The 19,731-nt window shown below is 42.8% G+C and carries 16 protein-coding genes; 5 read left to right on the top strand and 11 right to left on the bottom strand.

Translation table 11 applies throughout. The features are described from left to right. Positions 1-4: 4 nt before the first annotated feature. The 4 genes from cyoB to ppsA form a co-directional block, all read right to left on the bottom strand. Positions 5-1,993 carry a cytochrome o ubiquinol oxidase subunit I gene (gene cyoB / locus Q0Z55_RS06140; protein ID WP_297425720.1) on the bottom strand — a complete coding sequence of 663 codons (1,989 nt, stop codon included), beginning with the start codon at positions 1,991-1,993 and terminating at the stop codon, positions 5-7. Between the two features lie 3 nt (positions 1,994-1,996). Then, on the bottom strand, positions 1,997-3,091 hold the full coding sequence (gene cyoA, locus Q0Z55_RS06135; RefSeq protein WP_297425717.1) for a ubiquinol oxidase subunit II: 1,095 nt from the start codon (positions 3,089-3,091) through the stop codon (positions 1,997-1,999). A 282-nt stretch (positions 3,092-3,373) separates the two neighbouring features. Further along, positions 3,374-4,126: an RDD family protein gene (locus tag Q0Z55_RS06130; RefSeq protein WP_297425714.1), complete on the bottom strand. Its 753-nt coding sequence runs from the start codon at positions 4,124-4,126 to the stop codon at positions 3,374-3,376. Between the two features lie 68 nt (positions 4,127-4,194). After that, entirely contained in the window at positions 4,195-6,576 is a 2,382-nt protein-coding gene (gene ppsA, locus Q0Z55_RS06125) for a phosphoenolpyruvate synthase (protein WP_297425711.1), read from the bottom strand. Between the two features lie 155 nt (positions 6,577-6,731). Between ppsA and Q0Z55_RS06120 the strand changes: the two genes are divergently transcribed. Further along, positions 6,732-7,568, top strand: a complete 837-nt coding sequence (locus tag Q0Z55_RS06120; RefSeq protein ID WP_297425709.1) for a pyruvate, water dikinase regulatory protein — start codon at positions 6,732-6,734, stop codon at positions 7,566-7,568. 242 nt (positions 7,569-7,810) lie between these two features. Here the strand turns inward: Q0Z55_RS06120 and Q0Z55_RS06115 are convergent, their stop codons facing one another. Then, complete coding sequence (locus Q0Z55_RS06115) at positions 7,811-8,806, bottom strand: LLM class flavin-dependent oxidoreductase (RefSeq protein ID WP_297425706.1); 996 nt, start codon at positions 8,804-8,806, stop codon at positions 7,811-7,813. A 226-nt stretch (positions 8,807-9,032) separates the two neighbouring features. Beyond that, on the bottom strand, positions 9,033-9,467 hold the full coding sequence (locus Q0Z55_RS06110) for a glycine zipper domain-containing protein (RefSeq protein ID WP_297425704.1): 435 nt from the start codon (positions 9,465-9,467) through the stop codon (positions 9,033-9,035). A 336-nt stretch (positions 9,468-9,803) separates the two neighbouring features. On the opposite strand from Q0Z55_RS06110, the gene prfA reads away from it, so the two are divergent. Beyond that, complete coding sequence (gene prfA, locus Q0Z55_RS06105) at positions 9,804-10,892, top strand: peptide chain release factor 1 (protein WP_297425702.1); 1,089 nt, start codon at positions 9,804-9,806, stop codon at positions 10,890-10,892. Then, positions 10,893-11,711, top strand: a complete 819-nt coding sequence (gene prmC / locus Q0Z55_RS06100) for a peptide chain release factor N(5)-glutamine methyltransferase (protein WP_297425700.1) — start codon at positions 10,893-10,895, stop codon at positions 11,709-11,711. Between the two features lie 36 nt (positions 11,712-11,747). On the opposite strand, the gene Q0Z55_RS06095 is transcribed toward prmC, so the two are convergent. Together Q0Z55_RS06095 and Q0Z55_RS06090 are read right to left on the bottom strand one after the other, a co-directional pair. Further along, positions 11,748-12,101, bottom strand: a complete 354-nt coding sequence (locus tag Q0Z55_RS06095; RefSeq protein ID WP_297425698.1) for a hypothetical protein — start codon at positions 12,099-12,101, stop codon at positions 11,748-11,750. A gap of 161 nt (positions 12,102-12,262) precedes the next feature. Further along, complete coding sequence (locus Q0Z55_RS06090; RefSeq protein ID WP_297425696.1) at positions 12,263-13,273, bottom strand: AraC family transcriptional regulator; 1,011 nt, start codon at positions 13,271-13,273, stop codon at positions 12,263-12,265. Positions 13,274-13,399: 126 nt separating this feature from the next. Here Q0Z55_RS06090 and Q0Z55_RS06085 point away from each other — a divergent pair, with 126 nt between their 5' ends. Continuing rightward, positions 13,400-14,164, top strand: coding sequence for a 3-hydroxyacyl-CoA dehydrogenase (locus Q0Z55_RS06085; RefSeq protein ID WP_297425695.1), 765 nt, complete (start codon positions 13,400-13,402; stop codon positions 14,162-14,164). A 158-nt stretch (positions 14,165-14,322) separates the two neighbouring features. Here Q0Z55_RS06085 and Q0Z55_RS06080 read toward each other — a convergent pair whose 3' ends face one another. After that, positions 14,323-15,834, bottom strand: a complete 1,512-nt coding sequence (locus Q0Z55_RS06080) for an aldehyde dehydrogenase family protein (RefSeq protein WP_297425693.1) — start codon at positions 15,832-15,834, stop codon at positions 14,323-14,325. Between the two features lie 193 nt (positions 15,835-16,027). Between Q0Z55_RS06080 and Q0Z55_RS06075 the strand changes: the two genes are divergently transcribed. Further along, a complete protein-coding gene (locus tag Q0Z55_RS06075) occupies positions 16,028-17,200 on the top strand; it encodes a transcriptional regulator (protein ID WP_297425691.1) in 1,173 nt (390 codons plus the stop codon). On the opposite strand, the gene Q0Z55_RS06070 is transcribed toward Q0Z55_RS06075, so the two are convergent. Together Q0Z55_RS06070 and Q0Z55_RS06065 are read right to left on the bottom strand one after the other, a co-directional pair. Then, positions 17,197-18,165, bottom strand: a complete 969-nt coding sequence (locus Q0Z55_RS06070) for an alpha/beta hydrolase (protein WP_297425689.1) — start codon at positions 18,163-18,165, stop codon at positions 17,197-17,199. The genes Q0Z55_RS06075 and Q0Z55_RS06070 overlap by 4 nt on opposite strands. Before the next feature lie 133 nt (positions 18,166-18,298). Then, complete coding sequence (locus tag Q0Z55_RS06065; RefSeq protein WP_297425658.1) at positions 18,299-19,513, bottom strand: iron-containing alcohol dehydrogenase; 1,215 nt, start codon at positions 19,511-19,513, stop codon at positions 18,299-18,301. Positions 19,514-19,731: the final 218 nt, after the last annotated feature.

Raw genomic sequence — 19,731 nt, 5'->3', positions numbered from 1 at the left:
TGTCTTAGTCCTTCTTCAAGTGTTTTTCAAGGATCGCATAGCGTTCGTTTTCAATACGCTCAACTTCAGCTGCAGGAACATAGTAGTCCACTTTCTTCGTGAACGAAGAAACGATGAAGGCAATGATCGAACCAACGAAAGTTGCGATAGCTAACCACCAAATGTGCCAAACCAATGCAAAGCCCATGACGGTGAGAAGAGCACCAATCACAACACCAGCAGCACGATTTGTTGGCATGTGGATGTCTTCGTACTTAGTTGGTTTTGCATAAGCAATACCATTTTCTTTGTCATTCCAGAACGTATCAATACCATTGATCTTTGGAAGATGCGCAAAGTTATAGAACGGAGCAGGAGAAGATGTTGCCCATTCTAAAGTACGACCATCCCATGGATCGCCTGTGTAGTCGATACGTTGGTTACGTTGTAAGAAACCAACCACAATTTGCATGATGAAGCAAAGAATACCGAACAATACAAGAACCGAACCGAAGAACGCAATCGCTAAGTACGGATCCCATTCTGGGTTGTCATATGTATTCAAACGACGTGTCATACCCATGAAACCAAGGATATACAACGGCATGAATGCAAAATAGAAACCGAAGAACCAGAACCAAAAAGCAGCTTTACCCCAAGTTTCATTTAAGCTCCAACCAAACATTTTTGGCCAGTAGAAAATGATACCTGCGAACATACCGAACACCACACCACCAATAATTACGTTATGGAAGTGAGCGATCAAGAATAATGAGTTGTGTACAAGGAAGTCCGCTGGTGGAACTGCCATTAACACACCTGTTAAACCACCGATACCAAAAGTCACAAGGAAGCCTAGTGTCCATAGCATTGGTGTTGTATAGGTAATACGACCCTTATACATGGTGAATAACCAAGAGAAGATTTTCACACCAGTTGGAATCGCAATAATCATGGTCATGATACCGAAGAACGCGTTAACGTTGGCACCAGCACCCATGGTAAAGAAGTGATGTAGCCATACCACGAACGCAAGTACTGTGATCGCGATGGTTGCATACACCATAGATTTATAACCGAACAACGTTTTACGAGAATACGTTGATACCACTTCTGAGAAAATACCAAATGCAGGTAAGATCAGAATGTAAACTTCTGGGTGACCCCATGTCCAAATCAAGTTTACGTACAACATTGGGCTACCACCCATGTCGTTGGTAAAGAAGTGGAAACCGAAGTAACGGTCAAGGGTAAGCATTGCAATTGTTGCAGTTAACACTGGGAATGATGCAATGATTAACACCGCGGCACATAAAGATGTCCACGTGAAAATCGGCATATCCATAAGTTTCATGCCAGGCGCACGCATTTTGATGATGGTAACAAAGAAGTTAACACCCGTTAATAGCGTACCTAAACCTGAAACTTGCAGTGCCCAGATGTAGTAGTCCATACCAACGCCTGGAGAGTATTCGATACCCGACAATGGTGGATAAGCCATCCAACCTGTTGCCGCGAACTCACCAAGAGCTAAAGACACCATCATTAAGCCTGCAGAGCCGGCGAATAACCAAAAGCTAAGCGAGTTTAATAATGGGAATGCAACGTCACGTGCACCGATTTGCAGCGGTACAGAGATGTTCATTAGACCAACAACTAGACCCATCGCTACGAAGAAGATCATGATCACACCGTGTGCGGTAAAGATCTGATCGTAGTGTTCTGGGTGTAAATAACCTTCACCGCCACCTTTTGCAAGGAACAGTTGAAGACGCATCATAATCGCATCGGCGAAACCACGTAATAACATGATGATCGACACGAGAAGGTACATAATACCAATTTTTTTATGGTCGACTGATGTGAACCATTCGTTCCACAAGTAGCCCCATTTTTTGAAATAGGTAATCCCTGCAAAAACTGCAAGACCACCTAAAATCATCATGACAACGGTCACCTGTACGATTGGATCGTACGGGATCGCGTCCATACTTAACTTACCTAAGAAGCTCATGTCTTATTCCCCTACAACTGAAGAAGCAGGTTGTTCAGCATTCACAGCAGCAATTTCAGCAGCAGCAACGGCATCATGTGCAGGCACAGCTTCTACATTAGCGGCTTTATGATCAGCGCCATGGTAGTTGCTCATGTATTTGTTAATTACTGATTCAAACAGCTTCGGTTCAACTGCAGAGTAGTAAGTCACAGGATGAGGCTGATTTTTGTATGCACCTTCAGCTTCAGCTGTCGCAGCAAGCTTTTTCTCTAAATCAGTTTTCGCATTACGAACCATTGCCGCAATTTGTTTCTCTGAACGGTTACCGTCACGTAGCGATGCAAATTCAGCTTGGTCTAACATGCCTTTTTGAACTGCTTCAGCGTTGATTGACGTTCCGTTACCTGCTTGAACAGCAGATACCCATTCAGCAAACTGAGGCTCTGTTACCGCATGTGCTTTAAAGCGCATTTGTGAGAAGCCATAGCCTGAATAGTTTGAAGAGAAACCACGGAATACACCTGGTTCGTCAGCTAACATATTCAAATGTGTTTGCATACCCGCCATTGCATAGATCTGACCAGATAATGCAGGGATAAAGAACGAGTTCATTGTGAAGTTAGAAGTTAAACGTAAGCTTAGCGGTGTTTCCGCAGGGAAGCGTAGTTCGTTAACTGTCGCAATGTTTTGTTCTGGGTAGATAAAAATCCATTTGAACTGTTCAGCAATGACTTGAACTGTGAGTGGCTTTTTATCAGATTCAAGCGGACGGTATGGGTCATATTGGTGTGAACCCCACCATGTTAAGTACGCAAGAATACCAATAATAATGACAGGGATACCCCAAACTACAATCTCAATTGTAGTTGAATGTGCCCATGTAGGTTTATAGTCTGCATCTTTATTCGACGCGCGATATTTCCAACCAAACCATAATGCCATAATGATAGATGGAATCACCACCAACAGCATTAAATAGATCGCTTTCATCATCAAATCTGACTGACCTGATGCGACTGGACCTTTAGAGTTTAGAAGTACCATATCACCACCACACCCAGTTAAGAGTGCAGCCATCGCAGATAAAGACAATACAGCTAAAGTCGTTTGTCTCATTTTACAACCTCGGTGAAGAGTCCCATTCCCTAATAATATGGGATAGCGATTAAAGTGTCGCATGGTTGAAAAGCTTTTTTTCAGATGTGAAAAAACCTCTCAATCATGAGACACCGCTACGTTTGAGGCATTATGCCCTATATCAACAAACTAAGCTATATATAAAACGGCTTTAAATGACTGTATTAAAAACTGATTTTTTTACTCGGATTTAAATTTCCTATCTTATAATTTTTTTTGAATATCAATATTATGTAAAGAAAAAGAGGCGCTTAGCACCTCTTATTTTACTTTCTTAATCACTTTTGTTTTGGCCAATTTGTCATGCAAAGTTTGACGTTTTTGGCTCAATCCAAAGGCATAGTCGACCAAAGTAATAAACGGGAAAAACATCAGGTTTAAGAACACAAACAAAAAGGTGCGTAAGGTAAAACCACGCCATAAACTGACCTTTTCATTGTTGTCTTGATCAACAATTTGGATCTTGCATAAGCGCTTGCCTAGACTTTGTCCTGTTTTGGTGATCATCAGCGCTTGAATAATCAGCATCAAGACAATATACACGCCCATGACTTGCCATGCTTCGTTTGGCACCAATGCCCACAATTGTGTTTGTAGCTCTTGTGCTTGGGCTGAGGTGCTGGCTTGTTGCATTTTTTGCTGTAAAGCACTGAGTTGTTCCAGTTGTTCAGCATTTAAGAAAAAAGAGGGAATGGCAATTGCGGGTAACCAAAGCAATAGATCTAAAACTTTGGCAAGTGCACGTTGACCAATCGAAGCCAGTTCAGTACTTGGCTGCACAGCGCTTGGTACATCGACTTTTGGCTCAAAAGCGCTGACTTGTGGCGCAGTATAACCTTGTGGCTGATAAGTCATACGACCTTGAGTGAGTTCACCTAAGGTTTTCCACTCAGTTAAACCCTGATGCCAAGCTAAATCGGTGAGCAAGACTTGCTGGCTGGCCAACATCTGATTGAGCTGTTCTAAGCTATACGGACCGGCTTGTTGATTGTTGCGTGCCAAATAAATTTGCATAAAAATTTAGTCTCAAAAACGGGAAATAAAAAAAGACCCAAGGTTGGGTCTTTTTTTAACACAGATTGTTACGCTTGTTGAGCTTTTTCTTCTTCAGCTAAGAAGAACCAAGTCTCTAACACTGAGTCAGGGTTTAAAGACACTGAATCAATGCCTTGTTCCATGAGCCATTTTGCAAGATCTGGATGATCTGAAGGGCCTTGACCACAGATACCCACGTATTTACCTGCTTTACGACATGCTTGAATAGCAAGAGACAATAATGCTTTCACCGCAGGGTCACGTTCGTCAAACAAATGCGACACAATACCTGAGTCACGGTCTAAACCAAGTGTTAACTGGGTTAAGTCATTTGAACCGATAGAGAAACCATCGAAGTGTTCAAGGAACTGTTCAGCCAACAATGCATTGGTTGGAAGTTCACACATCATGATCACTTTAAGACCGTTTTCGCCACGTGTTAAACCGTTAAGCGCTAACAATTCAATCACACGCTTCGCTTCAGCGACGGTACGTACAAACGGAATCATGATTTGAACGTTGGTTAAGCCCATTTCGTCACGTACTTTCTTCAATGCACGGCATTCAAGTTCAAAGCAGTCACGGAAGTTGTCAGATACGTAGCGGCTGGCACCACGGAAACCTAACATTGGGTTTTCTTCTTCTGGCTCGTATAACTTACCACCGATCAAGTTTGCGTATTCGTTTGACTTAAAGTCAGACATACGTACGATCACTGGTTTGTCAGCAAATGCAGCTGCTAGGGTAGAGATACCTTCAACCAATTTTTCTACATAAAACTCGATTGGAGATGCATAACCTGCAGTACGTGCCATCACAGCCGCACGTGTTTCACGCGGTAAGCTATCAATGTTAAGTAATGCTTTTGGATGCACACCGATCATACGGTTAATAATGAACTCTAGACGTGCCAAACCAATACCTGCGTTTGGAATTTGAGCAAAGTCAAATGCGCGGTCTGGGTTACCTACGTTCATCATCACTTTAAATGGAAGTGCAGGCATAGATTCGATTGAGTTCTTTTGAATCTCAAAATCAAGCGCGCCTTCGTAGATGAAACCTGTATCACCTTCAGCACAAGACACTGTCACTTCTTGACCGTCAGTTAAAAGTTCAGTGGCATTACCACAACCGACAATTGCAGGTACACCAAGTTCACGCGCAATAATCGCTGCGTGACAGGTACGACCACCACGGTTGGTGACAATCGCAGCAGCACGTTTCATCACTGGTTCCCAATCTGGGTCAGTCATGTCCGATACCAGTACGTCGCCGTCTTGTACTTTGTCCATTTCTTTAATTGAAGTGACAATACGTACGCGACCTGAACCAATACGTTGACCGATTGAACGGCCTTCGCAGAGCACATTACCTTTTTGTTTTAATAGGTAGCGTTCCATAGTACCCACGTTTTCACGGCTTTTTACCGTTTCAGGACGTGCTTGCACAATGTAGATTTGACCGTCATCACCATCTTTTGCCCATTCGATGTCCATTGGCGCACCGTAATGGTTTTCGATGATCAAGGCTTGTTTAGCAAGCTCTTGTAACTCTTGGTCGTTTAGAGCGAATTGTTGACGTTCAGCTTTGTCGACATCAACGATAGACACTGATTTACCTGCAGATGCATCTTGGCTGTAAATCATCTTTTGATGTTTAGAACCTAAGTTACGACGTAAAATCGCATGCTTACCTGCATTTAAAAGCGGTTTAGAGATATAAAATTCGTCAGGGTTTACAGCACCTTGAACAACCATTTCACCCAAACCATAAGAGGCAGTAATAAATACTGCATCACGGAAGCCTGATTCTGTATCTAGGGTAAACATTACACCCGCAGCGCCAGTTTCAGAACGTACCATACGTTGTACACCTGCAGATAACGCAACCACGTCATGGGCAAAGTTTTGGTGTACACGGTAAGAGATGGCACGGTCGTTGTATAACGATGCAAATACTTCTTTAATGGCGATCAATACATTGTCAATGCCACGGATGTTTAAGAATGTTTCTTGTTGACCTGCAAAAGAAGCATCTGGTAAGTCTTCTGCTGTTGCAGATGAACGTACCGCAACCGCGATATCTGGGTTGCCATTTGAAAGTTCTGCAAATGCAGTACGAACTTCTTGTTCTAAACCTGCAGTTAGCGGAGTTTCAACAATCCATTGACGGATTTTCGCGCCTGTTTCAGCCAGTGCATTCACGTCATCTACGTTGAGTGCAGCAAGCTCAGCATTAATTTTGGCGTTTAGGCCGCTTTGCTCGAGGAATTCACGATAAGCTGCTGCTGTTGTTGCAAAGCCACCTGGTACAGATACACCAGCGTTAGCTAAATGGCTAATCATTTCACCTAAAGATGAGTTTTTGCCACCCACGAGTTCAACGTCGTGTTTCCCTAATTTTTCCAGACCAATTACGCGCGCTTCCAAAGTTGTTACTCCACTTTTTGCAGTATAAATCACTATCTAGGCATGATTTTATGAAAAAGCTTAGTTTATATATTTTTACTAAGCGACTCTCATGTAAGATGGGTTTACTATAAAGATAATCGTGCACTTAGACAAATATTTAAGGAGAAAAGTTGATGTCAGACGAGAAACCGATTAAGCGCAGTGTATTTTTCATTTCTGATGGCACTGCAATTACGGCAGAAACGTTAGGTCACTCGCTTCTGGCGCAGTTTCCGCATGTGAATTTTGATATCCATATCATCCCGTATATTAGCTCAGAAGAAGCAGCCATGAATGTGGTGGCTGAGATCAATCAGCGTGCCGATACTGATGGCGAAAAACCCTTAGTATTTGATACCTTAGTTGATAAAGATGTGCGCGATATTATCAATACAGCCAATGCCATTAACCTCGATGTATTTGAAGGGTTGATCAGTAAACTCTCTGAAGAATTGGGGACACAACCTACGACTTTGGTCGGGCAAACCCACGCAGTGACCAACTCAGAATCTTATAAAGCCCGTATTGATGCAGTGCATTTTGCCCTCGATAATGACGATGGCGCACGTACACGCCACTATGATAAGGCGGATTTGATCCTGATTGGCGTATCTCGCTCGGGTAAAACCCCCACTTCAATCTATTTGTCCTTGCAATTTGGTATTCGTGTCGCGAACTATCCATTGACCGAAGAAGACTTAGATGACAACCGTTTACCAGCAGTTTTGCGTCCGCATAAACACAAATTGTTTGGTTTGATGATTGATGCTGATCGTTTAGTGGCGATCCGTAACGAACGTAAAGCCAACAGTCGTTATGCAAGCTTTAGCCAATGCCAAATGGAATTACGTGCCATAGAAGGTATCTATATTTCAGAAGGTATTAAGTATTTGAATGTGTCCGAGATGTCAATTGAGGAGATCTCAACGCGTGTTTTACAGATGACAGGTTTGAAGCGTCGTATTAGTTAAGTGGTATGTTCAGCCATCCATGTGATGGCTGTTTTGCTTCTATTATTAAGACAAAATATATATAAATGAAAGAATATAGTCCTCCGTCATAGACAGCAAAATAGGGTTAAAAGTACCAATTGTATGTGTTTGATTGATTGTTTTTTGCTCAATTTAAGCAAATTAGTTTTAAAATGTCTAAAAAAAAACACCATTATCATTTAAATAAATGGTGTTTATTTATATATAAATATCAATTAGCGCTATTTCATATCGCTTAAAGCACTAAAATTGTTTAAGCGTTGCTCAGGATCATAAATATCACAGGTGAAAATAAACTCATCTACGGCATATTGTTCAAGCAGTTTTTGTAGACCTTGACGTACCGTATCGGCTGAGCCAATTTGTGCCAGGGCATAAAAATCTTGTACCGCACGTTGTTCACTCACCGACCATAATCCATCCATACTTGTAACCGGTTGAGGTAAATGTCCACGCGTGCCACGCAACATATTTAAAATACGTTGATAAGGCGTCGTAGCCAAATACTGTGCTTCTTCATCTGTCTTAGCAATAATAGTGGGCACACCCATCGACACATAAGGTTGGCTTAAATATTCAGAAGGCTGGAAATTGTCACGATACAATTGAATCGCTTGACCCAGCATACGCGGGGCAAAGTGTGATGCAAACGAGTAAGGTAAACCTAAACGCGCTGCGAGTTGTGCACTAAATAAACTTGAACCCAATAACCACACGGGTACATGGGTGCTTTGTCCCGGCGTGGCGATAATACGTTGATTGGCTTCTGGGTCTTTAAAATACTGTAAAATTTCCAATACATCTTGTGGAAATTGATCTTCGCTTTCTTGATGACCGCGGCGTAAAGCACGCATGGTGTATTGATCAGTACCTGGAGCACGGCCTAAACCCAACTCTACACGATGGGGATACAGTGTGGCTAAAGTACCAAATTGTTCAGCAACCACTAATGGGGCGTGATTGGGTAGCATGACACCACCTGAACCAATGGTTAAATGTTTGGTATTGGCAAGAAGATAACCCATTAAAACACTGGTCGCAGAACTGGCAATACCGGACATATTATGATGTTCGGCTAACCATAAACGGCGAAAGTTTAAATTTTCGGCATGTTGTGCCAAGGCTAAGGCATGGGTGAGGGCATCTTGAATGCTTTGACCGCTACGGACTGGTGCAAGTTCTAAAATCGAAAATTCGGTATGGGCTAAACGACGCATGATCATCTCAAGCTATTAGGTATATCGAAATATTACGATATAAGAGAGGCTTTGTATATCGAGATGATTGGATTAACTTAGCTTAAGGCCATCGCATGAGCATGATTCGTTAATGGCTCACGATGAGCTACAGAGTCTAAATGGATTCATTTATTAAATCTCTTGCTGATATGGCACGCACTGAATTGAGCATTAAAAAAAAGCAGCCTGTAGGCTGCTTTTTTTGTTAGTTATAACGACGTTTTTTCCAACGTTTATTGGCGCGTTGTTCAGCACGTTTATCGGCGGCTTTATCTTTGGCAATTTTATTGCCTAAAGCTGCACCACCTGCCGCACCTAAAGCTGAACCAATGTAACCGCCATTGGTGCCACCCATATTTTTACCTACCGTATAACCTGCACCACCACCCAATGCACCACCAATAGCCGATTCGGTACGATTTTTCTTATTACTTGCAACTGCTGCACCACCTGCACCCCCTAAGGCTGCACCAATAGTTGCACCAGTTGTGCCACCTAAATTTTTACCCAAGGCAGTACCCGCGACACTGCCTAAGGCACTTGCCGCTGCAACACGCGCTGTACTATCAGCGTGCGCTGATACCGTAAACATTGAACCTGCTGCAATCACAGTACTCATTAATAAGGCATTTAATTTCATGGCAAACTCCATGTCCACATGGACCAAAAGTAAAATAATTTCAATGCGGCTAATTTAACAGGCGATTTAGAAAAAAATATGGAGAATCTAAGGAGGTCTGCGACAAAAGCGAGAGTGTTTGTATAGCTTTGATTAACATTGTGGAGAAATATGTGAAAAAGCGACTAAATCAACAGCAAAGCTTACAAGTCAAGCAATCGTATCTTTGTTCAAATCGCTTGAAAAAATAAAGCTTGAATGGGGGCAAAGATGTCTTTTAAACCGAAGAGTAGGTAAACTAGGCGCAATGTGTCATACACAGGGCGCAAGCCGTCCTATTTTGAGAATAATTTTCCCATGAAAGAATCTTTACGCTTACGTTTGGATCAATTGTCCGACCGTCATGAAGAACTGACCGCATTATTGGCGGATATTGAGGTCATTTCTGACAATAAACGTTTTCGCCAACTGTCTCGTGAACACAATGATTTAACCGAAATCACGGCAGTGTGGAGCAAATATAAACAAGCCGAAGCCGATATTGAAACTGCACAAGCCATGCTCAGTGACCCTGACTTTAAAGAAATGGCGGTTGAGGAAATCAAAGAAAATAAAGCCGTGATTGATTCACTTGAGGCTGATTTAAATATCCTTATGATTCCAAAAGATCCAAATGATGCCAACTCAGCTTATTTAGAGATTCGTGCCGGAACCGGTGGTGACGAAGCAGCCATCTTCTCAGGTGATTTATACCGTATGTATAGTAAATATGCCGAATCTAAAGGTTGGCGTATTGAAATCCTGTCTGAAAATGAAGGTGAGCATGGCGGCTACAAAGAAGTCATTTGCTTGATTAACGGTGAAGGTGTCTATGGTCGCTTAAAATTTGAAAGTGGCGCGCATCGTGTACAACGTGTACCAGCGACAGAATCACAAGGGCGTGTACATACCTCGGCCTGCACCGTGGCAATTTTGCCTGAAGTGGATGTGGATACTTCGGTTGAGATTAACCCTGCAGATTTACGTATTGATACCTATCGCGCTTCAGGTGCCGGTGGTCAGCACATTAACAAAACCGACTCTGCCGTTCGTATTACCCATTTGCCAACAGGCACGGTGGTAGAGTGTCAAGACGAACGTTCACAGCATAAAAACAAAGCCAAAGCCTTAGCCTTGTTGGCCTCACGTTTAGAAAATGCCAAACGTGCAGCAGCCGATGCTGCCACGTCTGAAATGCGCCGTGATTTGGTGGGTTCAGGTGATCGTTCAGAACGTATTCGTACCTATAACTATCCGCAAGGTCGTATGACCGATCATCGTATTAACTTAACCTTATATAAGTTAGATGCGGTAATGGAAGGTGATTTAAACGAACTTTTAGACAGCTTGCATCGTGAATACCAAGCAGATCAATTAGCAATGCTTGCTCAACAAAATGGTGGTTAATTGAATATTGCACAGGCTTTAGCCTTACGTGGTGAACCCGAAAGCTACGAACGTCAAGAAAATGCATGGCTGCTTGAACATATCACGAAAATTGATTCTTTTGATTTAATCATGAAAAAGGATCAAGCATTAACCTCTGAGCAAGAAGCAGCCTATAAAGCTGCGCTGCAACGCATTGAAGCAGGTGAGCCATTGGCCTATGTGACCGGTTCACAGCCATTTTGGACGCTTGATCTCAAAGTCACTCAAGATACTTTGGTGCCACGTCCTGATACCGAAGTATTAGTAGAAACCGTGTTAAAGCTAGACTTACCTGAAGATGCACGGGTGGTAGATTTAGGTACAGGCACAGGTGCAATTGCCTTGTCATTGGCATCTGAACGTGCAACATGGAAAATCACTGCTTCAGATGTGTATGCGCCTACGCTTGAAGTGGCACAATTTAATGCCGAAAAGCATGATTTAAATCATGTGGAATTCGTGCTAGGTTCGTGGTTAAAACCTTTTGGTCGTCAATTTTTTGATGCGATTGTGTCTAATCCACCTTATATTGATGCAAAAGATGTGCATATGCAGACGTTGGCCACTGAACCGCGCCGTGCTTTGGTGGCAGAGCAACAGGGTTTAGCTGATTTGGCTGAAATTATTGTAAACGCCAAAAAGCACCTGACGGTCAATGGTTGGGTGGTGCTTGAACATGGTTATGATCAAGGCGATGCAGTGCAGCATTTATTCCGCCAAGCCGGCTATAAACAAGTGCGTACCGTGAAAGATTATGGTGGCAATGACCGTGTCACTTTAGGGCAATGGCCACATTAAACAACATACAAAAAAGCGACCAAAGGGTCGCTTTTTTTAGATGGGAAAATCTTGTAAGGGTTCAGCAATATCAAGCTGCTCTAAGGCATTGGTTTCAAGGGCTAAACATAAAGCAGCAATTTTTAAGGTGTCGCTTAAATATTCAGCTTTAAGTGCAATGCCTTGTTTTAAGGCTTGAATCGCATCTAAGCTAATATCTAAAGCCGATGCGCTTTGTAAGGCATCAGGACGTTCAAAAAATGCAGCAACTGCACGTGCTAAAGCATGGTCTGAGGCATTTAAAATGCTTTGATTCAGTTGTTCATCAAGTTGTGCTGCCGACAACGATGAAAAACCTTGGGTGAAGTTCTGTACGAGGCTATGTGACAGTACGTCAGTCATCTTAAGCATGAATAAACCTTAAATCAGGTGATAAAAGCGAAGCATTTAAGCCGATACACGGTGCATAGGGCTTAAAATTTGGGCAAAATTTAACCTAAAACCGAACACTTGGCAAAGCGATTAAGATGAATGGTCAGTCATAAAAAACACTTGGCAGATCTGTTTTATCATTACTTTAATTTTTCTGAGCGGTAATAACTTGGCTTTAAACCGGTCCACTTTTTAAAGGCGCGATAAAAGGCACTTGGGTCATGGAAATTGAGTTGTTCGCTGATCTGTTGCAAGCTTAAATCGGGTTGTTTTAACAGTAAAATGGCACGCTCACAGCGAATTTCATTTTTAAGTTGTTGATAGCTTATGCCTTCTGCTCTTAAGCGCCGTTGTAAAGTTGCCTCAGACATATGCAGTGCATGCGCCAAAGCACGAAATTCTAACCAATGTTGCGGCGCTGTATGTAAAAAATTTTTACGAATCTGTTGGCTTAAAGCGGCAGGGTTTTTAAAGCGTACCAATAAATTGGCTGGGGTGGCTTGTAAAAACTGATCACGTGAGTGGGCATCTTGCTTAATGGGTAAGCTTAAATAATCCAACGATAAGCTTAAGATATTTTCAGCACTTTCATAGCGAATATCGGAACAAAAGCGGGTTTGATAATCAGCGTGTGCAAGCGGCATGCTGCTTTGAACAGACATCCAATTTAACACAATACGTTGACCACTGAGCCAACACAGTAAGCTATGAATCAGCATCCAATAACAAGCATAAGTGAACATAGATTGCCTTTGACGTTGATCTACAATCACAATCTGCGCGCTATTTTGTACTAAGCGCAATTCACCGTATAAATCCTCAAAACACACATTAAAAAATTGCAAAGTTTCTTCAAGGGCATGTTGAATGGTTTTGCAATGAATCAGCCATTTGGTTAAGAGCTGAAAACTACCACGTTTTAAAGCGCGGCGATCGAGTCCAAAAAATTCATCATTCATGGCATCTGCAATCGCAATCCAAAGCTGTGCATAGTTGGCAATCGCAACCCGTGCTTGAGGTAAAGCAAGCAGTTCTACGGCAATATTGGCGCGTTGTAACAACAAAGTCATGTTTATACCTTGTGCTTTTGCCGATTGCAAAGCTTCATGCACAAGACTGATACAAATACTGTGCTCGGGTCTATGGCTCACCTGATTGTCCTTATTGGGTATTGTTCAAATCCATCACGACGGCTGCATGTTTTGGAAATTGTACTTAAAAAGCAGACTGATTACTCTGAGGCTTAAGTCGAGTGCAAAAATATGAGGAACAATAACATGCACATTCAAGGAAAAGTGGCTGTAGTAACAGGTGGCGCATCGGGTTTAGGCGAAGCCACTGCACGACATTTAATAGCGCAAGGCGCCCAAGTGGTATTGGTCGATTTAAATGCCGAACAAGGTCAGGCCGTACAAGCACAGTTAGGTGAGCAAGCACGCTTTGCCAGTTTAGATGTCACGCAAGAACAACACGTTGCTGCCTTCTTTGAACAATTACAACAACAAGAAGGGCGTTTAGATATTTTGGTTAATTGTGCCGGAATTGCACCTTCTGCCAAGGTTTTAGGCCGAGATGGCTTGCACAGCCTAAGCCTGTTTCAAAAAGTACTCGATATTAATGTTACGGGCACATTTAATATGCTGCGTTTTGCCGCGCAAGTGATGGCGAATCAAGAATTGCAGGATCAAGAGCGCGGTGTGATCATTAATACCGCGTCGGTTGCCGCTTATGAGGGTCAAATTGGACAAACTGCTTATGCTGCATCTAAGGGTGCGATTGTCGCCATGACCTTGCCTTTAGCGCGCGAGCTAGCACGCGATGCCATTCGGGTCATGACCATCGCACCGGGTATTATGCACACCCCTATGATTGCCGCCATGCCTGAACATGTGCAACAAGCCTTAGGCGCGATGGTACCATTTCCAAATCGTTTGGCGCAGCCAGATGAGTTTGCCAAATTAGCGGCACATATTATTGAAAACAGCTATTTAAATGGTGAAGTAATTCGTTTTGATGGTGCCATTCGTATGGCAGCTAAATAGCCTAAGTGATATTTTCATTGTGTTTATAAGGCAAGCCACAAAATTTTAAAATATTGGTTGAGTGGTTAAAAAAGGCCATGCTTCGTCACAAATGTTAAACGCTTAAAAATCAGTTAAAAAAATAGCGAACCTTGGGTTCGCTATTTTTATGCCGGGTTTTAGAAGAAACCTGCAGGTTTGGTTGAGTAACTCACCAACAAGTTTTTGGTTTGTTGGTAATGATCAAGCATCATTTTATGGTTTTCACGGCCAATGCCTGATTTCTTATAACCACCAAAGGCTGCATGTGCAGGATAAATATGGTAGCAATTGGTCCATACGCGACCGGCTTGAATTGCACGACCAGCACGGTAAGCAGTATGCGTTGAGCGTGACCAAACCCCTGCGCCTAAGCCGTAAATGGTGTCATTGGCAATTTTAATGGCATCTTCAAAATCTTTAAATGTAGTCACTGCAAGTACCGGTCCAAAAATTTCTTCTTGGAAGGTTTTCATGCTGTTATGACCTTTAAAAATGGTGGGTTCAATATAAAAACCTTCGCCCACTTCATGACGCGCGCCACCACCAGTTAACACCTGTGCACCTTCTTCACGACCTGTCGCAATACAGCCTAAGATTTTATCTTGTTGTTCTTGTGAAGCTTGGGCACCAATCATGGTGGTGGTGTCTAGCGGATGACCGGTTTTAATACGTTTAACACGCTCAACCGCCATCTCTAAAAATTGATCAGCAATACTTTCTTGAACCAAGGCACGTGAAGGGCACGTACAAATTTCGCCTTGGTTTAGGGCAAACATGGCAAAGCCTTCTAAAGCTTTGTCTAAGAACTCGTCTTCTTGATCTAAAATATCTCCAAAGAAAATGTTTGGTGATTTACCACCCAATTCTAAGGTCACCGGAATAATATTTTCCGTTGCATATTGCATGATCAATTGACCCACCGCCGTTGAACCGGTAAAGGCAATTTTAGCAATGCGTGGATTCGTCGCCAATGGACGACCCACTTCAACCCCATAACCATTGACAATATTGAGTACACCAGCAGGAAGCAAATCTTGAATTAACTCCGCTAACACCAAAATACTAACAGGGGTTTGCTCAGCCGGCTTTAATACAATACAGTTGCCCGCTGCCAAAGCAGGTGCCAATTTCCACGCCGCCATTAAAATTGGGAAGTTCCACGGAATAATTTGGCCGACAACACCAAGTGGCTCATGAAAATGATAAGCGACGGTATCATGGTCAATTTCAGAAATGCCACCTTCTTGGGTACGGATACAGCTGGCAAAATAACGGAAATGATCAATGGTCAGTGGAATATCTGCAGCTAAAGTTTCACGAATGGGCTTACCGTTGTCCCACGTTTCAGCCACGGCCAATGTTTCTAAATTGGCTTCAAGACGATCAGCAATTTTAAGTAAAATGTTGGCACGTTCAGTTGGGGAAGTTTTGCCCCAAGCATCCTTGGCTTTATGTGCAGCATCCAGTGCAAGTTCAATATCTTCAGCAGAAGAACGTGGCACTTTGGTAAATACTTTGCCGTCTACTGGTGAAATATTGTCAAAATATTCACCTTTAACGGGTTTTACCCATTCGCCACCAATAAAGTTGTCGTATTGAGCTTTGAACTGTACTTTTGAGCCCGGCTGATTTGGATCGATATAGCGCATATTTATTTTCCTTTGCGTGGTGTAATATGTCAGGGTTAATGACAAACATTCATCAACTGAATATAGTGAAAAGCATACTTAGCATAAGGTTGGAAAAAGGTAGGCAAAAGTCCTATTACAAGATCAAGACAATTGTTTACATAAGCAATGCGTAGGATGCGCGTTTTTGAGTGTGGTCTCAAGGAATAAAAAAATGAATAAAAGCCAATTGATTGAAAAAAGACAACAAATTGAACAATTTAAGCACAATCCACACAGTCTGACCCAACACAGCCATGTTTTAGGCGAAAGCATCATACGCTCATGGCAACGCTCAGCCCGTGCTGATATTCCCAAAGAACGTATGGCAGCACCTTTAATTCGCTTAGATACACAGCCGAGTCCATTACAACATGCCTTAGCCTATTGTGAAGATGAGCTCAAAGCCATTGCAGCACAGGCCAATATGGTGTTAGCCATTGCTGATGTGGGCAGCACCATTTTATGGAGTGCCGCACAAGGACAGATGCAACGCGAGGCAGAAAATGTGCATTTTGTACAAGGCGGGCAGTGGTGTGAGGCGTTGGTGGGCACCAATGCTTTGGCTTTGAGTATCAAGACCGAGCAATCGAGCTGGGTATTTTCTAATGAACACTATATGCCCTCGGTACAAAATTGGGTCTGTTATGCCGCCCCCATCACAGATCCATATTCAAAACAAATTTTAGGCGTGGTGGATTTGTCGACCATTTGGGATCAGCACAATAGTTTAGGGGTGCTCGCAGCAGAGCGCTGTGCGGCAATCATTCAAACCGCATTACTGCAATGTCAGCGCCAGCATTTGTATATCCGTGCTTTTAGTGTGCCGCAAGTGTTGTTTAACGGTAAGATTTTAGTGCTTACCCCACGTCAAATTGAAATCTTGACTATTTTAGCGCTGTGCCCGCAAGGTCTAAGCTTAGACTCTTTGCATCAAGCTTTATATGGTGAGCGTAAAGTGAGTATGGGGACTTTAAAAGCAGAAATGTCACAATTGCGAGAACTGTTGGGGGGCTTGCTGGGCTCACGTCCTTATCGTTTATTGGCAGATGTAGAAGCTGACTTTTTACAAGCCGAACATGCTTTAGATCGTGGTGCGACCACTGCTGCTTTAAAACTTTGCTCGGGCGTATTTTTGTCCAAAACGGAAAGTCCATTTTTGTCAGCATGGCGTGATTGCTTAGAATCACGCTTAAGTGATGCGATTTTTAAAGCCAATGAAACCGATGTATTGCTCAGACATTTAGCCCGTTGTCCAGAGGCAATTGATGCTATTGAACGTCTGATTGAACTGATGCCAATGGAGCATCCTGTACATCAAAATTTACTCAAGTATAAAGCCCATTAAAGTGCTTTTTGTTGTAACCATGCAAAAAGTTGTTGATAGGCAAAAGCGCGTACAGCGGGTTGAGACAGCACTACGTCATGTAATGCGCCCTCCACGGCAACAATGCTGACATCGCCTTGGATCTGTTTGGCACAGCGCACAATGTCATCGACATTTAAAATAATATCGCTATGGTTAACCTCCTTGGTCTTTGTTCTGGGTGCGCTACTTTTTTGACTGTGCATGACAAGCGTAGGTAGGTGCAGCGAGATACCTTGCTGTAACTGTTGCTGTACGCGATAGACTGCGTGAATAAAACTTAAACGCACCCATGGATAATGTTGCGGTTTAAGCTTTAAATCAAAACACCATTCACCATCGAAGTCTTGATGCAAACTCGGTACATATAAAGGATTTAAGCCACTAGGCACGGCTAAATTAGGCAGCATGTTTGCCAATTTCACCACTTGGTGCAGTAAGAATTTTTGCACTGAGTGATTTAAATTAAAATCAAAAAAAGGGCTATTGAGCCATAAAGCCTTAATCAAAGGGTGTTTACTGTGGCGTGCAGCAAATGAGGTGCAAATTAAGCCACCGGTGGAATGTCCAGCTAAAATTAAGCTTTGATGACCTTCGCGCCAAATCACATCTAAAGTCTGATGTATTTCGGCATCATATTCACGTAAGTCGTGTACATCGTAAGCCCGTTGATGCGGCAACAAAGCACGCCCGTATTTACGTAAATCTAATGCATAAAAATCATAGCCGTGTTCATTAAATTGCTGGGCAAGTTCAGTTTGAAAAAAATAGTCAATAAAACCGTGAATATACAGTACCGCTTTTGGGGTGCGATGTGGGGCAGTGTGACGAATCAGTTTGGCAATCACAGCACCTTCATGGTCATCTGGCAAGTTTATAGTGGCACAGTCAAAGCCGGTTAAGGGGTCAGTGTCATAGTGAAGGGGAAACTGTAAGAGACTCGCCATAATTGTGTAACATGTTATTGTTGTAAACGTGCATCTTTGATCAGGTTACGACTGCTTGTCAAATAAAAAAAAGGTCAACCCCTCAAGAGGGGATTGACCCAAAAAGCATGTAAGCCTAAAACTTGGGAAAAACTTACATTGCCGCTTTAAAGTTCACAATACCGGCATCAGGGCTTTGCATGGCTGCTTTAAACATATTGACTACATCGGCATGGGTGGCTTGACGTGGATTGGTCAGCATGCAGGCATCTTTTTGTGCATTTTGTGACATCACATCTAAGTCTTCTTCTTTGACACCCAGTTCAGATAAACTGGCCGGAATACCAATGGATTTAGACAAGGTACGAATGGCGTCAATTGCAGCATGTGCCGCTTCAGTGACGGTTAAACCGTAAGTGTTTACACCCATCAATTCTGCAATACGGGCATAACGATCTGGGCAGGCAATTAAGTTAAATTCACATACATGCGGTAACAGAACAGCATTACATACGCCGTGTGGCAAGTTGTAAAAACCACCTAATTGATGTGCCATGGCATGGACATAACCAAGTGATGCATTATTAAAGGCCATACCAGCTAAGTATTGCGCGTAGCTCATGGCATCACGCGCTTCTAAGTTCTGACCATTGGCTACCGCAGGGCTCAGCCATTCACTGATCATGCTAATGGCTTTTTCAGCACATGCATCGGTAATTGGGTTGGCCGCAGTAGAGACATAAGCTTCAACTGCATGGGTTAAAGCATCCATACCTGTAGCCGCCGTTAATGCAGCAGGTTTGGCCAGCATCAGTTTTGGATCATCAATGGCAATCAGTGGGGTACAGCGCCAATCGACAATTGCCATTTTGACATGCGTGTCGGTGTTGGTGATGATACAAAAGCGTGTCATTTCAGAGGCTGTACCTGCGGTGGTGTTCACGGCAATGAGGGGAGTCATAGGTACCGTGCTTTTATCAATGCCTTCATAGTCACGAATATGCCCGCCACCTGCTGTCACTAAGCCAATGCCTTTGGCGCAGTCATGGGATGAACCACCACCTAAAGAGACAATAAAGTCACAGCCGTGTTCATTGTAGGCATCTACGCCGTTATGCACGTTAATGTCGGTTGGGTTCGGTTCCGCGCCGGGGAAGATATGACTTTGTACGCCAGCTTCGGTTAAATGACCGGCAATAATGTCAGCCACGCCAAATTTAAACAAACCGGCGTCAGTCACAATTAAGGCTTTTTTTGCACCTAAACTTTTGGCTTTATTGCCAATTTCTTTAACGCAGCCAGGTCCAAATAAAGATACACATGGGATATAAAAGCCGTTGGTTTGGTCGGCAAGATGTTTAAACGCCATAGTTAAATTCCTTTTTTCGTATTGTTGTGATTATGCTCGGTGAGCCTCACCGTTGTTTTGAGTATCTAAACTTTAAAAGGCAAAGAAAACCTACCAAATACCTACCATAAGTCTTTTTGAGACTAAGATTATAGTTTAAATCAATAGACCTCTTGCGAAAGTAAAAATCACCTCCATATAAATTTCATGAGATATCAGAAATTAAACCGTTTTTCAGA

Source organism: uncultured Acinetobacter sp. (assembly GCF_947626835.1).
Classification (GTDB): Bacteria; Pseudomonadota; Gammaproteobacteria; order Pseudomonadales; family Moraxellaceae; genus Acinetobacter.
This window is presented reverse-complemented; position numbering and strand designations above follow the sequence as displayed.